The sequence below is a fragment of the Nitrincola sp. genome, assembly GCF_048264025.1.
Lineage (GTDB): Bacteria > Pseudomonadota > Gammaproteobacteria > Pseudomonadales > Balneatricaceae > Nitrincola.
Map to the genome: position 1 here is coordinate 300,800 of NZ_JBLXDN010000001.1, position 15,423 is coordinate 316,222.

A 15,423-nucleotide genomic window follows, 5' to 3' on the forward strand; every position below is an offset into this window, starting at 1 on the left:
ACGGGGTCGGGTTCAGCTAATTGCATCCTTATGAAATGACTGATTTACTCGACCTTGTCATAATTTTATTACTGGTCGGAATTCCGCTCATTCTGTCCTCGGTCTGTTCAATTCATATTCTATTGACCAAGCGTGACAGCCGCGCCAGTATTGCCTGGATGGGATTAGTTTGGCTAGCTCCAGTATTAGGGGCATTTACCTACCTGCTGTTCGGTATCAACCGTCTGCATTCACGCGCCACTGAATGGAAAAAAAAGCTGGCCGATCACCGCCGTGACAGCCTACAGCCCTTTCTACCTGACATGCTCGCGCAATGCGTACCGGAACCCATGCAAACTTTATCGCGATTGGCTGATAAGGTCTCTAACCAACCACTGCTGGTGGGCAATGCGATTACCCCCTTGTTCAATGGCGATGAAGCTTATCCACGCATGCTGGCCGCCATAGATGCAGCGGAACAGAGCATTACCCTTAGCACGTTTATTTTACGTAACGACCGGCTGGGCAAACAATTTATAGATGCCTTAAGTCGTGCCGCCAAACGCCAGGTAGCCATCCGGCTGCTAGTGGATTACATGGGATTTCGCTATTCCTTCCCGACCCTAAAAAAACGCCTGCGTACCGCAGAACTGCACTATGCCGAGTTCATGCCACCCAACTGGCCACGAACTCTGCCTTTTCTTAACCTGCGCAACCACCGCAAGTTACTGATTATAGATGGTCGTATTGGTTTTACCGGCGGCATGAACATCAGTGATCATCACTGTCGCAACAAGCGCCAGTGCGTTCCCATTGAAGACATTCACTTTGTGGTTGAAGGTCCAGTCGTCACTGAACTGCAAACTATTTTTACAGAAGACTGGTACTCAAGCACGGGAGAAAAGCTGGAAGGGCACCCTTGGTTCAGCCCACCCGAAACACCCGGCAGCACCCTGGCTCGCGCCATTGCTGATGGGCCGGATGACCGCTTCAATACCCTGCGACAACTGATGTTAGGTGCCATAGGATCAGCACAAACCCGGATACGCATCATGACACCCTACTTTGTTCCCGATGCCAGCCTGGAAGAAGCCCTGATTACTGCCTCACTACGGGGCATTCAAATCCAGTTGCTGTTACCCGGGCGCAACAACCTGAAACTGGTTGATTGGGCCTGCCGCCACCATCTACTGGAACTGGTACGCCAAGGCGTGGAAGTCAGGTTCAGTCAGGGGCGGTTCATTCATTCCAAATTGTTTACTCTGGATGAAAGCTGGACACTGTTCGGTTCCGCCAACTGGGATAACCGCAGCCTGGCACTGAATTTTGAGTGTAATGTGGAGTGTTATGACAACTGGCTGACACAGCAGTTGAATCAACATTTTGATACCCAGTTTGCCCAAGCTATACCTGTGACACTGAGCGAACTGCAACAGCAGTCACTTCCGGTACGCTTGCGTAATGCAGCAGCAGGCTTGTTATCACCTTATCTTTAAGTAAAGGGGTCAGTACCCTTTTGGTGATTCCATGCAGGATAGTGATGAGGGTTAGTGCCACGCTGGGGTGGTGGTATCGCTTTGATGTGACACGCTTTTCGTCATCCATGACCGCTCGACTGGCGCCATCCCTGGCGCCAGACGGTCCCACCAAAGCGATACCACCACCCCGCCGAAACCCAGTGCCAATCCAAATATCGGATGGAGAGGATAGACAGCAGGGTCATAGCATAGAGCACAGAATTAAGATCCGAACTTCCAGTATGGCAGGGAGCTGCGCGAATACCGATTTAAAACCGACTGTACGCAGGCACCCAGGTTTGAAAGGGCTGATGGGATCGGATCTGTCTGACCCTGTGCGCCAGGGAAGGCGCACTGGAGCCCCCATGGATGGGTTCATGGCGTGTCAGACAGATCCGATCCCATTAGCCCTATGACCTACAGAGGTCAAATAATCCACAGAGGCCCCATCAAGCCGAAATGAACACGATATTATGCGCTCTTGGCGATAATCTCTTTCCACTTGGCCGGGCCGGTGTTGTGAACGGATTCGCCTTTCACATCGACAGCCACGGTTACTGGCATATCCTTGACTTCAAACTCGTAGATAGCTTCCATACCCAGTTCAGGGAAGGCCAGCACTTTGGCGCCGACTATCGCTTTGGATACCAGATACGCCGCGCCGCCTACGGCCATCAGATATACCGCTTTGCTGTCCTTGATGGCTTCAATGGCAACAGGGCCACGCTCGGATTTACCGATCATACCCAGAAGTCCAGTAGTCTCCAGTATCTGACGGGTAAATTTGTCCATACGGGTTGAGGTTGTTGGACCAGCCGGGCCTACGACTTCATCACGGACTGGATCAACCGGGCCAACGTAGTAGATAAAGCGCCCGTTGAGGTCAACCGGCAGTGTCTCGCCGTTGTTGAGCATTTCTATCATTTTCTTGTGGGCTGCATCGCGACCGGTGAGCATTTTGCCGTTCAGCAGCACCGTTTCACCCACCTGCCACTGAGCGACTTCTTCCGGGGTAACTTCATCCAGATTGACGCGACGGGTATTGCTTCCTACTTCAAAGGTCACTTCCGGCCAGTCGTCCAGGCTTGGCGGTGTCAGCTCGGCCGGACCTGAACCATCCAGGGTGAAGTGGGCATGACGCGTAGCGGCACAGTTTGGAATCATGCACACCGGCAGGGAGGCGGCATGGGTTGGGTAATCCATGATTTTAATATCCAGCACAGTCGTCAGGCCACCCAGACCCTGAGCTCCGATACCCAGAGCATTGACCTTATCCATGATTTCCAGACGCAGTTCTTCAACACGATTCTGTGGGCCACGTTCGCGAATTTCATGGATATCAATCGGGTCCATCAGCGATTCTTTAGCCATGACAGCGGCTTTTTCAGCTGTACCACCGATGCCTATGCCCAACATGCCCGGTGGACACCAGCCAGCGCCCATCGTTGGAACCGTTTTAACGATCCAGTCTACGATACTGTCTGATGGATTCAACATCGCCATCTTGGATTTATTTTCAGAACCGCCGCCTTTCGCCGCGACATGCACCTCGACTTCATCCCCTTCGACTATCTCATAATGGATAACCGCCGGAGTGTTGTCTTTGGTGTTCTGACGCTTACCGGCTGGATCGGCCAGGATAGAGGCACGCAGTACATTATCCGGATTCAGGTAAGCACGGCGCACACCTTCATTAACCATGTCGGTCACGCTCATCTGCGCATCCCACTGGACATTCATACCCACTTTCAAGAACACAGTCACGATGCCTGTATCCTGACAAATCGGGCGCTTGCCTTCAGCACACATCCGCGAGTTGATCAAAATCTGCGCCATAGCATCTTTGGCAGCGGGGTTTTCTTCCCGCAGATACGCCTCATGCACCGCTTTAACAAAATCAATCGGATGATAGTAGGAGATGAACTGCAGCGCATCGGCGATGCTGCTGATGAAATCGTCTTGGCGAATTACGCTCATGGGTGACTTTCTCCGGTCAGACATTTTTCAATTAATTGACAGGCGGATGCAGAACTTAGCCTGCACCGGCAAAAACACACATTATACCTAAAACCCGACGCTATTTCCGTCAGGTTTTAGTCGTAGTGCTACTGGTCGTGAAAAGAGAAGACTCAGCTAAGTTTAAACTGCTGAACGTGTTGTTGCAGGCTAGCCGACAGACGTGCCAGTTCCTGACTGGCTGAGGTCACCTGGTTCGCTGCGGTGGCGGTTTCATCAATCGCTTGAGTGATGTTAGTGATATTCTGATTGATCTCTTCAGCGACCGATGACTGTTCTTCAGCTGCCGTTGCGATCTGTGCATTCATATCATTAATTGCATTCACTGACGCACTGATTGCCTTGAGAGCCTCACCGGCATGATTGGCCTGCTCGACCGCTTGCAAACCTTGCTGCCTGCCCTGTTCCATCTGTCTGGCAGCCTGACCAGAACCTTCCTGCACGCGATTAATCCGCGCCTGAATATCACCGGTTGACGCTTGAGTGCGGCTGGCCAGTGAGCGCACTTCATCGGCCACCACAGCAAAACCGCGGCCTTGATCTCCGGCACGTGCCGCCTCAATCGCCGCATTCAGTGCCAACAGGTTAGTTTGCTCGGCAATTTCCTGGATCACATTCAACACAGAGCCTATCTCATCACTGTCTTTGACCAACTGCGTCATACTATTGGCTGACTTTTCAATCTCGGCGGCCAACTGATTAATCACCTGCACCACCCGAGTCACCACCTGCATACCAGTGTTGGTTTCAGACTGTGCTGACTGTGCCGCATTGGAGGCCGCTGACGCATTTTTGGCGACATCCATCACCGTAGCCGCCATTTCATTCATGGCAGTTGCCACCTGGGTGATCTCCATCTGCTGTAATTGCACCTGAGTATTGGTCTGACCACTGGAGGCTGACAGCTGTTCTGCGGCGGCAGACACCTGCACAGAGGCATCAGAGATCTGTTTCATCAGTTTTTCAGGGTATCCACCATGTCACTAAACGAGGCTAACAAACTGTCTTTGCCAGCCGCAGACACATCAATTTTGACCGTCAGATCGCCCTCAGCTACCTGACGCACCACCTGTTGTACATAGGCCGGTTCACCACCTAACTGCCCCATAACACGGCGGGTGATCAGGATTCCAGCGGCTAGAGCTATGAAGAAGCCGACTGTCACTGCAATGATCGTGATCACTACTTCAAGCTCGGCTTCAGCAATCGCTTTAACAACAGACTCATCCGAAACCTGTAAATTTCGTCTGATCATGTCATCCAGTTGCTGGCGCATGGCTGTTGATACTGAAGTATAGGCTTCAAACAAGCCTTCAAACTCGGTGTGTGCCTGCTGATAGACGTTGTCAGAACCAGCCTGGCTCATCCGCAACACTACCGCATCCATAAGCCCTAGCTCTTCACGCCAGCTTCGCATCGCAGTTCTCAGACGCTGATATCCGGCTTCACCCTCTACACTTTTGGGTATAGCATCATAACGTGCCATAACCTCATCCAGATGTTTCCAGGAAGCAGCTCGCTGTGCCAGCAAGTCGGTTAGCTGGCGTCCAGTGTTTGGTGTCCACTCCGACAGCATCAACATATTCAGGGTTTGTGCACGTGTGGTCAGACGCTCTTCATTCATTTCACTCAGCAGTGTCACACTAGGCAAACGCACTTCACCCAACTCAGCAATATCGGCTTTCATTCGCGTTCCAGCGATGATGCTGAGCAAACCCACCAACAGTAGAATCAGCGTAACGACAGAAAAGCCCATAGCCAATAACACACTTAACTTCATATTGCGCACAAATCTTACTCCTCTATGCGCACTCCCTTGCACAGCTATGGATTATTCACCACAGCGCTAATAATTTTTGAATCATAAGTAAATTAGGTTAATACAGCGAGGTACTACTGAAGCAATAACACACTGAAAACCAACCCGAAGCCCAGCAGCAAACGTGCCGTAGCCGGTGTCAGCGCCTTGCGTTTCATCACATGGGATGAAAGCAGTCTGAAAGGTTGAGGAATCAATAATATTACGCCCGCCAGTGGCCAGATCAAATTGATATAGCCCGCAAGACGCAGTCCCAGAGTGATGAGCAAAGCCGCACTCAACAGCACCAGATAAAGTCTTACGGCACGCTCATAACCAATACGCACGGTCAGCGTGCGTAGATCATCGGCACAATCACTTTCATAATCACGCAGTTCATTACTCAGTAATAACAGCGCAACCAGACAGCTAAGCGGCAAGGATAGCCAGACAATACGCACATCAAAGGGGGCTCCCGCGGCCAGATAGCTGCCGGTAATCATCAACACACCCATTAACCAGAACACCATGACCACACCCAACCCGCGGTTTTTATAGTGTATGGGGGCCAGGGTGTATCCCAGTGCACCGATCAATCCAACCAGACTGATCCACAGCAGCGGCAGCCCCGTCACGGACACCAGGTAGAGTCCGATCAGTGCAGCCAGCAGGAAGCACACTAGGCCAAAACGAAAGTTATTATGAATACGCCGACACGCCAGTTGCATTTTGGCATTCTGATGTTCGGGTAGCAGTTTCAGGTCGGCATAGTCATTGATTAGATTCACACCAGCCTGCAGCAGCACACCCGCTAACAGTATTAATAGCACATTCAGCGGTAACCAGTAGCCTTCAGCGTAAGCCGATGCTATGCCGACCAAGCAAGCCATTAGCGCCACTGGAAAAGAGAAAGGCCGCAGCGCTCGGTAAAAGTGATACTTGCTTAAATCAGTACTCATGAAGTCAGACTAATTTCGCACCGGTGCATTAGGGAGGTCGCGCATCAGCAAGGCATAGGTCATGTCGGTATCAAAATCGAGAGGAATACTGACTTTGTGACCCGAACCGGGGGCCGCATCCACTGAAGCGCCGCGCTTGTCGAGCAACTCACTCAAGCGAAAGCGTTTGTTACCGGCAGGCGTCATCAGTTCCAGGGTATCTCCAGTTTCGAAGCGGTTTTTAACATCGATCTGCAGCAGACCTTTGTTTACATCATGACTGAGCACTTCGCCGACAAATTGCTGATGCACACCCACCGAGTTACCGGTTTCATAATTCTGGTATTGATCATGCACGTGGCGACGGTAGAAACCTTCGGTGTAACCCCGATTGGCCAGATTTTCCAACACATCCATGAGTTCCATATCGAACGGCTTGCCAATTACGGCATCATCGATGGCTTTACGATAAGCCTGGGCGGTTCGGGCAACATAGTAGTGTGACTTGGTGCGCCCTTCAATTTTCAATGAATCCACGCCCATCGCGGCCAGCCGATGTACATGCTGAATGGCGCGCAGATCTTTTGAGTTCATGATGTAGGTGCCGTGCTCATCTTCAAAAGCAGGCATATAGTCATCCGGGCGTGAGGCTTCCTGCAACAATACAATTTTATTGCTCGGCATCCCCTCACCCAGGGTCGGCTCAAAGGTTTGAACCGGTACTATATCACCGGAATCATCCTGTTTGGCCTCATGGGCATCATACTTCCAGCGACAGGCATTGGTGCAGGTGCCCTGATTAGGATCACGATGATTGATATAACCCGACAACAGACAACGACCTGAATAGGCAATGCAGAGTGAGCCGTGCACAAAGACTTCGATTTCCATCTCCGGGCAGCGCTGGCGTATCTCTTCCACTTCGTCCAACGATAACTCGCGTGACAGAATCACCCGTTCAATACCAGCCTGATGCCAGAATTTCACACTGGCCCAGTTCATGGTATTGGCTTGAACCGACAGGTGAATCGGCAGATCAGGGAAGCGCTCCTTGACCAGCATGATCAAACCGGGATCTGACATGATCAGCGCATCCGGCCCCATTTCGATCACCGGGACTATGTCATCCATGTAGGTTTTCAGCTTGGCGTTATGCGGCAGAATATTACTGGCGACAAAGAACTTTTTACCGCGCTGATGCGCATAGGCTATGCCTTCAGCCAGGTGGTTGTAATTGAAATCATTATTACGCACTCGCAGACTGTAACGAGGCTGTCCCGCATAGACAGCATCCGCACCGTAGGCAAAAGCATATTTCATGTTCTTCAACGTCCCGGCCGGGGACAGTAATTCTGGTTGTCGCATGATCACTCTACTCTGAAATTAAGCGCGCCATTGTGCCGATTTCAGCTCACAAAGGCAATTCAACAGCCCAGCCGGACTCAGTTCAACTGCAGCTGCAAACGATTGATCTGCTCACGCAACTGCAACAAATCACGGTTTATTAGTTGCCGCGCATTGTTAATCGCACGGACATCCTCACGTAACTCAGCCAGGCTGATTTCGATCACAGCCAGTTCATCAGGCCCCGCTGTCTCTTCCTCGGCGACCAGCTCGGCCTCAAGTTCAGACAACTGACGCTTGATATTGTTTTCCAGTGATTGGTACTGCTGCTGTGCTGTCGTTAACTGTGTCTCGAATTCGCTCAATTGACTTGCTGATTGCTGCTGTTGCTCAGTCAAGCTCGAAACCTGGCTAATCAGTTGCTGCAATTCTTCGCTGCGCTCATCGTTTGCCGCACCACCTGAGCCGACAAGTTCGGATAACTGTGCAAGCTGTTGCTGCTGAGCCGTTATTTCGCCCTGTAGGCGCTCAAGCTCGGCTAGCGGCTCACTCACACCCGCCACACTATTCGACAGAGTTTGCAATTGTGCCTGGTTTTCTTGCTGTTGTTTCTCCAACTGCTCACGCTGAGAAACTTCCTGCTCTACACGCTGTAGCAACTCCTCCAATTGGGACTGTGCAGTCGCACGATCGGCGGTTTGCGCCTGCTGCAATGCAGTCAATTGCTCTTGCAACGTATCACCCGAGCGCTCCAGTGTATCCTGGCTGACGGTCAGGCCGGACTCCAATACGCTCAAGCGCTGCTGAGACTCATCCAATAGCTGGCGCTGCTCCAACAACAGCCACCCCATACCGCCCAGCGCCAACACCAGAATCAATAACACCAGATTCAACAATAAACCACTACCGCGTCGAGGTTCCTGGGGCCTTTGAGGCTCGCGAAGCTCAAACTCATCGTCAAGCGGCGCTTTGGGATTTTGCACACTATCCCGGATACTTTCCGGATTAAATCTAGGTTCCAGTTTATCGCTCATTGTTCACTAGGTCCGCACCTGTTTGTTCAAACTTAATCACATTCATCAGGGTTATATAACACAAAAACCCCGTTGTCTGTCAGCTTACCTCAGGTAATTGCTGACAGACAACGGGGTTTAGATCAGTCAGGGACTGGTCGGTGAGTGATCAGATCACATCATTCCGCCCATGCCACCCATACCACCCATGCCGCCCATATCAGGCATAGCAGGCTTGTCTTCTGGTAAATCAGCAATCATGGCTTCAGTGGTAATCATCATGCCGGCAATAGATGCCGCTGCCTGCAGTGCCGCACGGGTCACTTTGGCTGGATCGATAATACCCATTTCCATCATATCGCCATACTGGTCATTGGAAGCATTAAAGCCGAATGAACCCTTACCTTCGCGAATTTTAGACACTACAACAGAGCCTTCACCACCGGCGTTGGCAACGATCTGACGCAAAGGAGCTTCGAGGGCACGGAAGGCCAGCTCGATACCGATGTTCTGATCATGGTTATCACCCAGCAGCTTACCGACGTTATCCAGCGCACGAATCAAGGCTACACCACCGCCAGGAACCACACCTTCTTCTACCGCAGCACGTGTGGCATGCAGCGCATCATCAACACGGGCTTTTTTCTCTTTCATTTCAACTTCAGTACCGCCACCGACTTTGATGACAGCAACGCCACCGGCCAGTTTAGCTACACGTTCCTGCAGTTTTTCACGGTCATAATCAGAAGAGGTATCTTCGATCTGTACACGTACCTGCTGAACACGTGCTTCGATATCGGCCTGAGCACCCGCACCATCAACAATGGTGGTATTCTCTTTGGTGATATTGATACGTTTGGCTTGACCCAGATGTTCCAGACCTGCCTGTTCCAGGCTCAGACCCACTTCTTCAGAGATAACCTGGCCACCGGTCAGAACAGCGATATCCTGCAGCATAGCCTTGCGACGATCACCGAAACCAGGTGCTTTAACAGCCGCCACTTTAACGATGCCACGCATGTTGTTGACAACCAGAGTTGCCAGCGCTTCACCTTCAACATCTTCAGAGATGATCAGCAGAGGACGGGAAGACTTAGCCGCCTGTTCCAGTACTGGTAGCAACTCACGAATGTTGGAGATTTTTTTGTCAACCAGCAGGATGTAAGGATCTTCCAGTTCAGCTGACATGTTTTCCTGGTTATTGATGAAGTAAGGTGACAGGTAGCCACGGTCAAACTGCATACCTTCAACCACATCCAGTTCGTTGTCAAAACCGGAACCTTCTTCAACAGTGATAACGCCTTCCTGACCGACTTTTTCCATCGCTTCAGCGATGATGCGACCGATTTCGGAATCAGAGTTAGCTGAAATCGTACCAACCTGCGCAATCGCTTTGTAGTCAGTACAAGGTACAGACATCTTAGCCAGTTCAGCCACAACAGCCGCGGCCGCTTTGTCGATACCGCGCTTCAGGTCCATCGGGTTCATGCCAGCCGCAACAGACTTCAGACCTTCGTTAACAATTGCCTGAGCCAGAACAGTTGCGGTGGTAGTACCGTCACCGGCGACATCGTTAGCCTTGGAAGCAACTTCCTTGACCATCTGTGCGCCCATGTTTTCGAACTTGTCTTTCAGTTCAATTTCTTTTGCAACGGATACACCATCTTTGGTGATGACCGGTGAGCCATAAGATCTTTCCAACACCACATTACGGCCTTTCGGGCCCAGGGTTGTCTTTACCGCATCAGCCAGAATATTAACCCCTGCCAGCATGCGCTGACGGGCATCATTACCAAAACGTACGTCTTTAGCAGCCATTCTTAATAATCCTGTTCAATAATTCTGTTTAAAGTAAAAATAATCGGAACTGAAGACGCTGAAATCAGCCTTCAATTACCGCGAAAATTTCGCTTTCCTGCATGATCATCAGGTCTTCACCGTCAACTTTAACGACGTTAGAACCGGCATACTGACCAAACAGCACTTTGTCACCCACTTTGACAGATGGCGCCTGAACATCACCGTTATTCAGGGTGCGACCTGGACCCACAGCTAATACTTCGCCACGGTTAGGTTTTTCAGCAGCGGAACCCGGCAGAACGATACCGCCTGCAGTGGTTTTTTCCTCTTCGCTGCGACGTATAACGACACGATCATGAAGTGGACGAATGTTCATCTGGTTTTTCTCCTGGTATGTAGGAACAGATTTAATATTGTTGATTTTTTAATTGCCAGCGTCTGACGTTGTCCTGTTGAAGCATGACAGTTAGTTAAGGCCAACCTTGGTCAAATTCAACAGGGAGTCTGAAAAAAATTTCAGTGAGCCAGGGCGCTGAACCCTGACGCATATGTGGGGTGGGTAGGTTGGGATTTCAATATCAAAACTGAAAAAAATTTCAGTCCTTACGCGTGTACTCGCCATCGATAATATCGCCGGAGCGAGGTGTCGACTCAGATCGACCCGGCGCATCACCAAATGGCGGGTGATTGGGTGACTGAGTGGAAGTGGAATGCCGGGCGGCTACCACCGTGAAGCGTTTACTCAAATAACCTACCAATGCTTTGCGAGTAAAGGGAATCAGGCAGCAAAAGCCCACCACATCAGTTACAAAACCCGGTGTAACCAACAAGGCGCCACCTACGGCAAGCACGATACCCTCGCCCATTTCCTGACCGGGTATTTCACCTTGGTCCATGCGCTGGCGAGCACGCATCAAGGTGCCCAGACTTTGTATACGCAACATGTTCACACCGATAAAGGCCGACAACAGCACCAGTCCGACGGTATACCACACGCCAATCAACTGGCCGACATTAATCAGCAGGGTAATTTCAATGATTGGAACAACAATAAACAATAAAAAGATAACCGGCATAAAGATCCTCACTTGCTAACCGATCATGTGATCATATTCAATCAAAGGGTGCAAGCGAAACACACTGAGCTCACCAAGCAAAGCCATTATGTACCGCCCGAAGTAAGGGTTTCTACTTATTACCTATAACCCACTAATTTACTCTGCTTATAACAGAATAATTGTTGCACCGCAGCATGATGCGGCGCACAATATGTAGGTGATATCAATTAATCAACAAGGGTTAAACTATGGATCTGAAAGATAAAGTAGTCGTCGTAACTGGCGGCGGACGTGGCCTGGGTCGTGCAATGGCACTGGAACTGGCTGCCAAAGGTGCCAAACTGGCACTAGCCGACCTGAACCAGCAAGATCTTGATGACACCATTGCGCAGTGCAAGGAAAAAGGCTCAGAAGCGCGCGGCTATATTTGTAACGTCGCGGTTGAAGCCGATGTTGAAAAACTTTTTAATGATGTTGTAACCGACTTCGGTGCTGTACACGGTCTGGTCAATAATGCCGGCATTACCCGTGACGGACTGTTCATCAAAGTTAAAGACGGTGCTGTCGTCAGCAAAATGAGTATGGACCAGTGGAACCTGGTTATGGATGTTAACCTGACAGGTACCTTCCTGTGTGGTCGTGAAGCCGCCATCAAAATGATTGAACTGGGCATTCAGGGCTGCATCATCAATATTTCATCTGTTTCCCGCTCAGGCAACATGGGTCAGACTAACTACACAGCCACAAAAGCCGGCGTACAGGCTATGGCCGTTACCTGGGCTAAAGAACTGTCTCGTTACGGTATTCGTGCGGCTTCCATTGCCCCAGGTTATATCGGTACTGAAATGGTCATGAGCATGAAACCTGAAGCGCTGGAAAAAATTGCCGCTGGCATTCCTGCCAAGCGTTTGGGTAAACCGGAAGAGATTGCTTCAACAGTAAGCTTCATTCTGGAAAACGACTATGTCAACGGTCGTTGCTTTGAAGTAGATGGCGGCCTGCGTATCTAACGCGGCGTCTGAGAAAAGGCTGCTACCGGTATACTGGTGCAGCCTTCGCTTTAGGTTCTAATCATCAATCGCGGAAGTTATTGAACTGCAACGGCAGCTCTAGATCAGATTCGCGCAGCAATGCCATCGCTTCCTGCAGATCATCACGCTTTTTACCTGTCACCCGCACCTTCTCACCCTGAATCTGACTTTGCACCTTCATCTTGCTGTCTTTGATCAACTTGGTGATTTTTTTGCACAGCACCTGATCCAACCCCTGGCGCAAAATCACCGTCTGTTTGGCCTTCACACCGCTGAGATCCGGGTCTTTAACCTCCATACAGCGTATATCAATTTTGCGAGCAGTTAATTTCGCCCGCAACACTTCCAGCATCTGCTGCAACTGAAAATCCACTTCAGCAATCAGTGTTACTGTCTCATCCTGCAGCTCAAATTCAGCTTTAACACCCTTAAAGTCATAACGACTTGTTAATTCCCGGTTAGCTTGGTCCACGGCATTGGTCACTTCGTGCGAATCCAGCTCGGAAACTATGTCAAATGAAGGCATACTATACTCCTGTCAGTATTGAGCAAGTGATCAACGCACTCGCCTCAGGTAAACGGAAATCGATTATGAAATGGCATATACTCGGCGCTGGTGCCATAGGCAACCTGTTCGCGACCCGTCTGCTGCAAGCCGGTCAGAACGTCAGCCTTATCCTGCGCCAGCCAAAATCTGACGGCTATTATCAACTGCATTGCCTGGAGGGTAAAGCCAGACGCACCTATAGCTTGCCAACACAGTCAGCTTCAGCCACCGAAACCATCTCCAATTTGCTGATCACCACCAAGGCTTATGACACAGAAACAGCACTCGCCTCGGTCTCCAGTCGGCTCACCCCGGATACAACGATACTGCTGCTGCAAAATGGTATGGGACAGCACGACGCTGTACTGCAGCGTTACCCCTCAGCCAATCTCTGGGCTGGAGTCACCACCGCAGGCGCCTGGCGCCCAAACCCTGATGAGCTCATCTGCGTTGCCGCCGGAGAAACCCATATCGGCCCGTTAAATACACACGCAACACAATTACCAGTTGGCTGGGCAGAACAGGTCCCCGCACCTACCTATAAGCAGGATATTCAAACAGCCCTTTGGCGCAAACTGGCGATCAATTGTGCCATCAATCCACTAACCGCCCTGCATGGCTGCCACAATGGCGCGCTGATCGAAAACCCCGGGCTTTATCAGCAGATGCAGCTAATTTGTGCCGAGCTCGACACCCTGACCCGCGCCCTCGACATACCACTATTTGCAACAGACTTGATTGATCAAGCGGCCAACGTAGCGCAAGCCACGGCGGGTAATCGCTCCTCCATGCTCGAAGATATCACCCATGGGCGACCCACAGAAATTGAGTTCATCACTGGACACGTCTGTCAGCAAGCCGATCAGCTGGGCATCGACCTACCCTGTAACAAGGCCTTACTGTCACAGGTTCGTGCCTTATCCGCAACCTAGCCCTGTGGCTGAAAGGTCGATTCAACTTGGGATTCAACTTGGCAGGCATCATGTTACACTTCAGTGAAACCCTCGGTAACACCCAACCGAACAAGCATCAGGATAGTGCCATGGCCGAAACCTCTACAGAGATTGAATACCCTTACGATAAAAAAATGAAACGTAAGGTTTACGAGCAGGAAAAACGTGCTTTACAGATTGAGTTGCTGAAAGTGCAAAGCTGGATGCGTGAAACCGGGCAGCGTATCGTAATCATCTTTGAGGGGCGCGATGCCGCTGGTAAAGGCGGCACCATTAAGCGCTTTATGGAGCACCTCAACCCACGCCATGCACGGATCATTGCCCTGGAAAAACCCTCCGATGTTGAACGCGGTCAGTGGTATTTTCAGCGCTACGTCAAACAACTGCCCACTAGCGGCGAGATGGCTCTGTTTGATCGTTCCTGGTACAACCGCGCCGGAGTCGAACGGGTCATGGGCTTCTGCTCACCGTCGGAATACCTGGAGTTTATGCGCCAGACGCCTGAGCTGGAGAAAATGTTTGTACGCAGTGGCATTCGTTTGTTCAAGCTGTGGTTCGAAGTTGGCCGTGATGAGCAGTTCGAGCGCTTTCAGTCCCGACGCATAGATCCGGTTAAACAGTGGAAACTATCACCGATTGACATGGCTTCACTGGATAAATGGGATGCCTACACCGATGCTAAAAACGCCATGTTCCGCCATACTGATACGCCAGAAGCGCCCTGGACAGTGATCCTGTCGGATGACAAAAAACGCGCCCGACTCAATGCCATGCGCCACATTCTCAGTCAACTGCCCTACCCGGACAGAGACCCGGAAACAGACATTACCCCCGACCCGAAGATCTGTATTCCGGCGCGCAGGCTGACCAGCGGATAAGCTTACTGGTGAGAGTTCCGGACAGCATAGCTTTTACTGATGAATTCCGGTTCTATAACGCCACGCCGTTGATTCACAACCTGAGTCAATACAAAGCACAAATTGCAACACAGGTTCAGAAAACGAGGCAAAAGATCCGGCACAGACACACCGGATGCGTCCAGCCTGACCAGGGCTCGGATCGCTTTTTTACTGACTGAACGCGCTTGATGCAATTCAGTCACAGGTGAAGAACCCCGCGGCAATACAAAGCCTTGCACCCGCTCAGCCACTTCTGCCTTATAGTGATTCAGGCACTGCTTTAATCCCTCCAGGTCAGACTCCGTCAGCGCAAGTCGACCTCGAATGGAACCATTAGCATGAAATGCCAGTGGCTGCAGCCATTCCAGATCAACAGCGAGATCAGCCATACTTTCTGGCATAGCAGAGCAAGCCATCCCCATCAGAGTACAGAGCTCATCCGTTAAGACTTCGTAATCACACAGAGCAGATACTTCATGAATAAAGGGATAACAGAGTTCATCCCTATCTTTGGACGGTTTAAGTGGCAT

15 protein-coding genes are annotated in these 15,423 nt (G+C 50.9%); 4 read left to right on the forward strand and 11 right to left on the reverse strand.

From position 1 onward, the window contains the following. Window positions 1-35 precede the first annotated feature (35 nt). Window positions 36-1,475, forward strand: coding sequence for a cardiolipin synthase (gene cls / locus ACN0R1_RS01360; protein WP_417579140.1), 1,440 nt, complete (start codon window positions 36-38; stop codon window positions 1,473-1,475). Between the two features lie 492 nt (window positions 1,476-1,967). Here the strand turns inward: cls and ACN0R1_RS01365 are convergent, their stop codons facing one another. From ACN0R1_RS01365 to ACN0R1_RS01405, 9 genes are all read right to left on the reverse strand, one after another. After that, entirely contained in the window at window positions 1,968-3,473 is a 1,506-nt protein-coding gene (locus ACN0R1_RS01365) for a fumarate hydratase (protein ID WP_417579142.1), read from the reverse strand. A 152-nt stretch (window positions 3,474-3,625) separates the two neighbouring features. Then, window positions 3,626-4,468, reverse strand: coding sequence for a methyl-accepting chemotaxis protein (locus ACN0R1_RS01370; RefSeq protein ID WP_417579144.1), 843 nt, complete (start codon window positions 4,466-4,468; stop codon window positions 3,626-3,628). Next, on the reverse strand, window positions 4,468-5,292 hold the full coding sequence (locus ACN0R1_RS01375) for an MCP four helix bundle domain-containing protein (RefSeq protein ID WP_417579439.1): 825 nt from the start codon (window positions 5,290-5,292) through the stop codon (window positions 4,468-4,470). The genes ACN0R1_RS01370 and ACN0R1_RS01375 overlap by 1 nt, the downstream gene beginning before the upstream one ends. 113 nt (window positions 5,293-5,405) lie before the next feature. After that, on the reverse strand, window positions 5,406-6,269 hold the full coding sequence (locus ACN0R1_RS01380; protein ID WP_417579146.1) for a prenyltransferase: 864 nt from the start codon (window positions 6,267-6,269) through the stop codon (window positions 5,406-5,408). A 9-nt stretch (window positions 6,270-6,278) separates the two neighbouring features. Then, complete coding sequence (yegQ, locus tag ACN0R1_RS01385) at window positions 6,279-7,613, reverse strand: tRNA 5-hydroxyuridine modification protein YegQ (protein ID WP_417579148.1); 1,335 nt, start codon at window positions 7,611-7,613, stop codon at window positions 6,279-6,281. A 77-nt stretch (window positions 7,614-7,690) separates the two neighbouring features. Further along, window positions 7,691-8,626, reverse strand: a complete 936-nt coding sequence (locus tag ACN0R1_RS01390; protein WP_417579150.1) for a hypothetical protein — start codon at window positions 8,624-8,626, stop codon at window positions 7,691-7,693. Window positions 8,627-8,779: 153 nt separating this feature from the next. Further along, window positions 8,780-10,423, reverse strand: coding sequence for a chaperonin GroEL (gene groL, locus ACN0R1_RS01395; protein ID WP_417579152.1), 1,644 nt, complete (start codon window positions 10,421-10,423; stop codon window positions 8,780-8,782). Between the two features lie 64 nt (window positions 10,424-10,487). Further along, a complete protein-coding gene (locus tag ACN0R1_RS01400; RefSeq protein ID WP_417579153.1) occupies window positions 10,488-10,781 on the reverse strand; it encodes a co-chaperone GroES in 294 nt (97 codons plus the stop codon). 220 nt (window positions 10,782-11,001) lie between these two features. After that, a complete protein-coding gene (locus tag ACN0R1_RS01405) occupies window positions 11,002-11,481 on the reverse strand; it encodes an FxsA family protein (protein ID WP_417579155.1) in 480 nt (159 codons plus the stop codon). A gap of 230 nt (window positions 11,482-11,711) precedes the next feature. Between ACN0R1_RS01405 and ACN0R1_RS01410 the strand changes: the two genes are divergently transcribed. Then, window positions 11,712-12,473: an SDR family oxidoreductase gene (locus ACN0R1_RS01410; protein ID WP_417579157.1), complete on the forward strand. Its 762-nt coding sequence runs from the start codon at window positions 11,712-11,714 to the stop codon at window positions 12,471-12,473. Window positions 12,474-12,537: 64 nt separating this feature from the next. Here the strand turns inward: ACN0R1_RS01410 and ACN0R1_RS01415 are convergent, their stop codons facing one another. After that, a complete protein-coding gene (locus tag ACN0R1_RS01415) occupies window positions 12,538-13,020 on the reverse strand; it encodes a YajQ family cyclic di-GMP-binding protein (protein WP_417579159.1) in 483 nt (160 codons plus the stop codon). Between the two features lie 65 nt (window positions 13,021-13,085). Between ACN0R1_RS01415 and ACN0R1_RS01420 the strand changes: the two genes are divergently transcribed. Continuing rightward, window positions 13,086-13,973 carry a ketopantoate reductase family protein gene (locus ACN0R1_RS01420; RefSeq protein WP_417579161.1) on the forward strand — a complete coding sequence of 296 codons (888 nt, stop codon included), beginning with the start codon at window positions 13,086-13,088 and terminating at the stop codon, window positions 13,971-13,973. A gap of 50 nt (window positions 13,974-14,023) precedes the next feature. Continuing rightward, entirely contained in the window at window positions 14,024-14,872 is an 849-nt protein-coding gene (gene ppk2 / locus ACN0R1_RS01425) for a polyphosphate kinase 2 (protein ID WP_417579163.1), read from the forward strand. Window positions 14,873-14,874: 2 nt separating this feature from the next. On the opposite strand, the gene ACN0R1_RS01430 is transcribed toward ppk2, so the two are convergent. Beyond that, complete coding sequence (locus ACN0R1_RS01430; protein ID WP_417579165.1) at window positions 14,875-15,423, reverse strand: cobalamin adenosyltransferase; 549 nt, start codon at window positions 15,421-15,423, stop codon at window positions 14,875-14,877.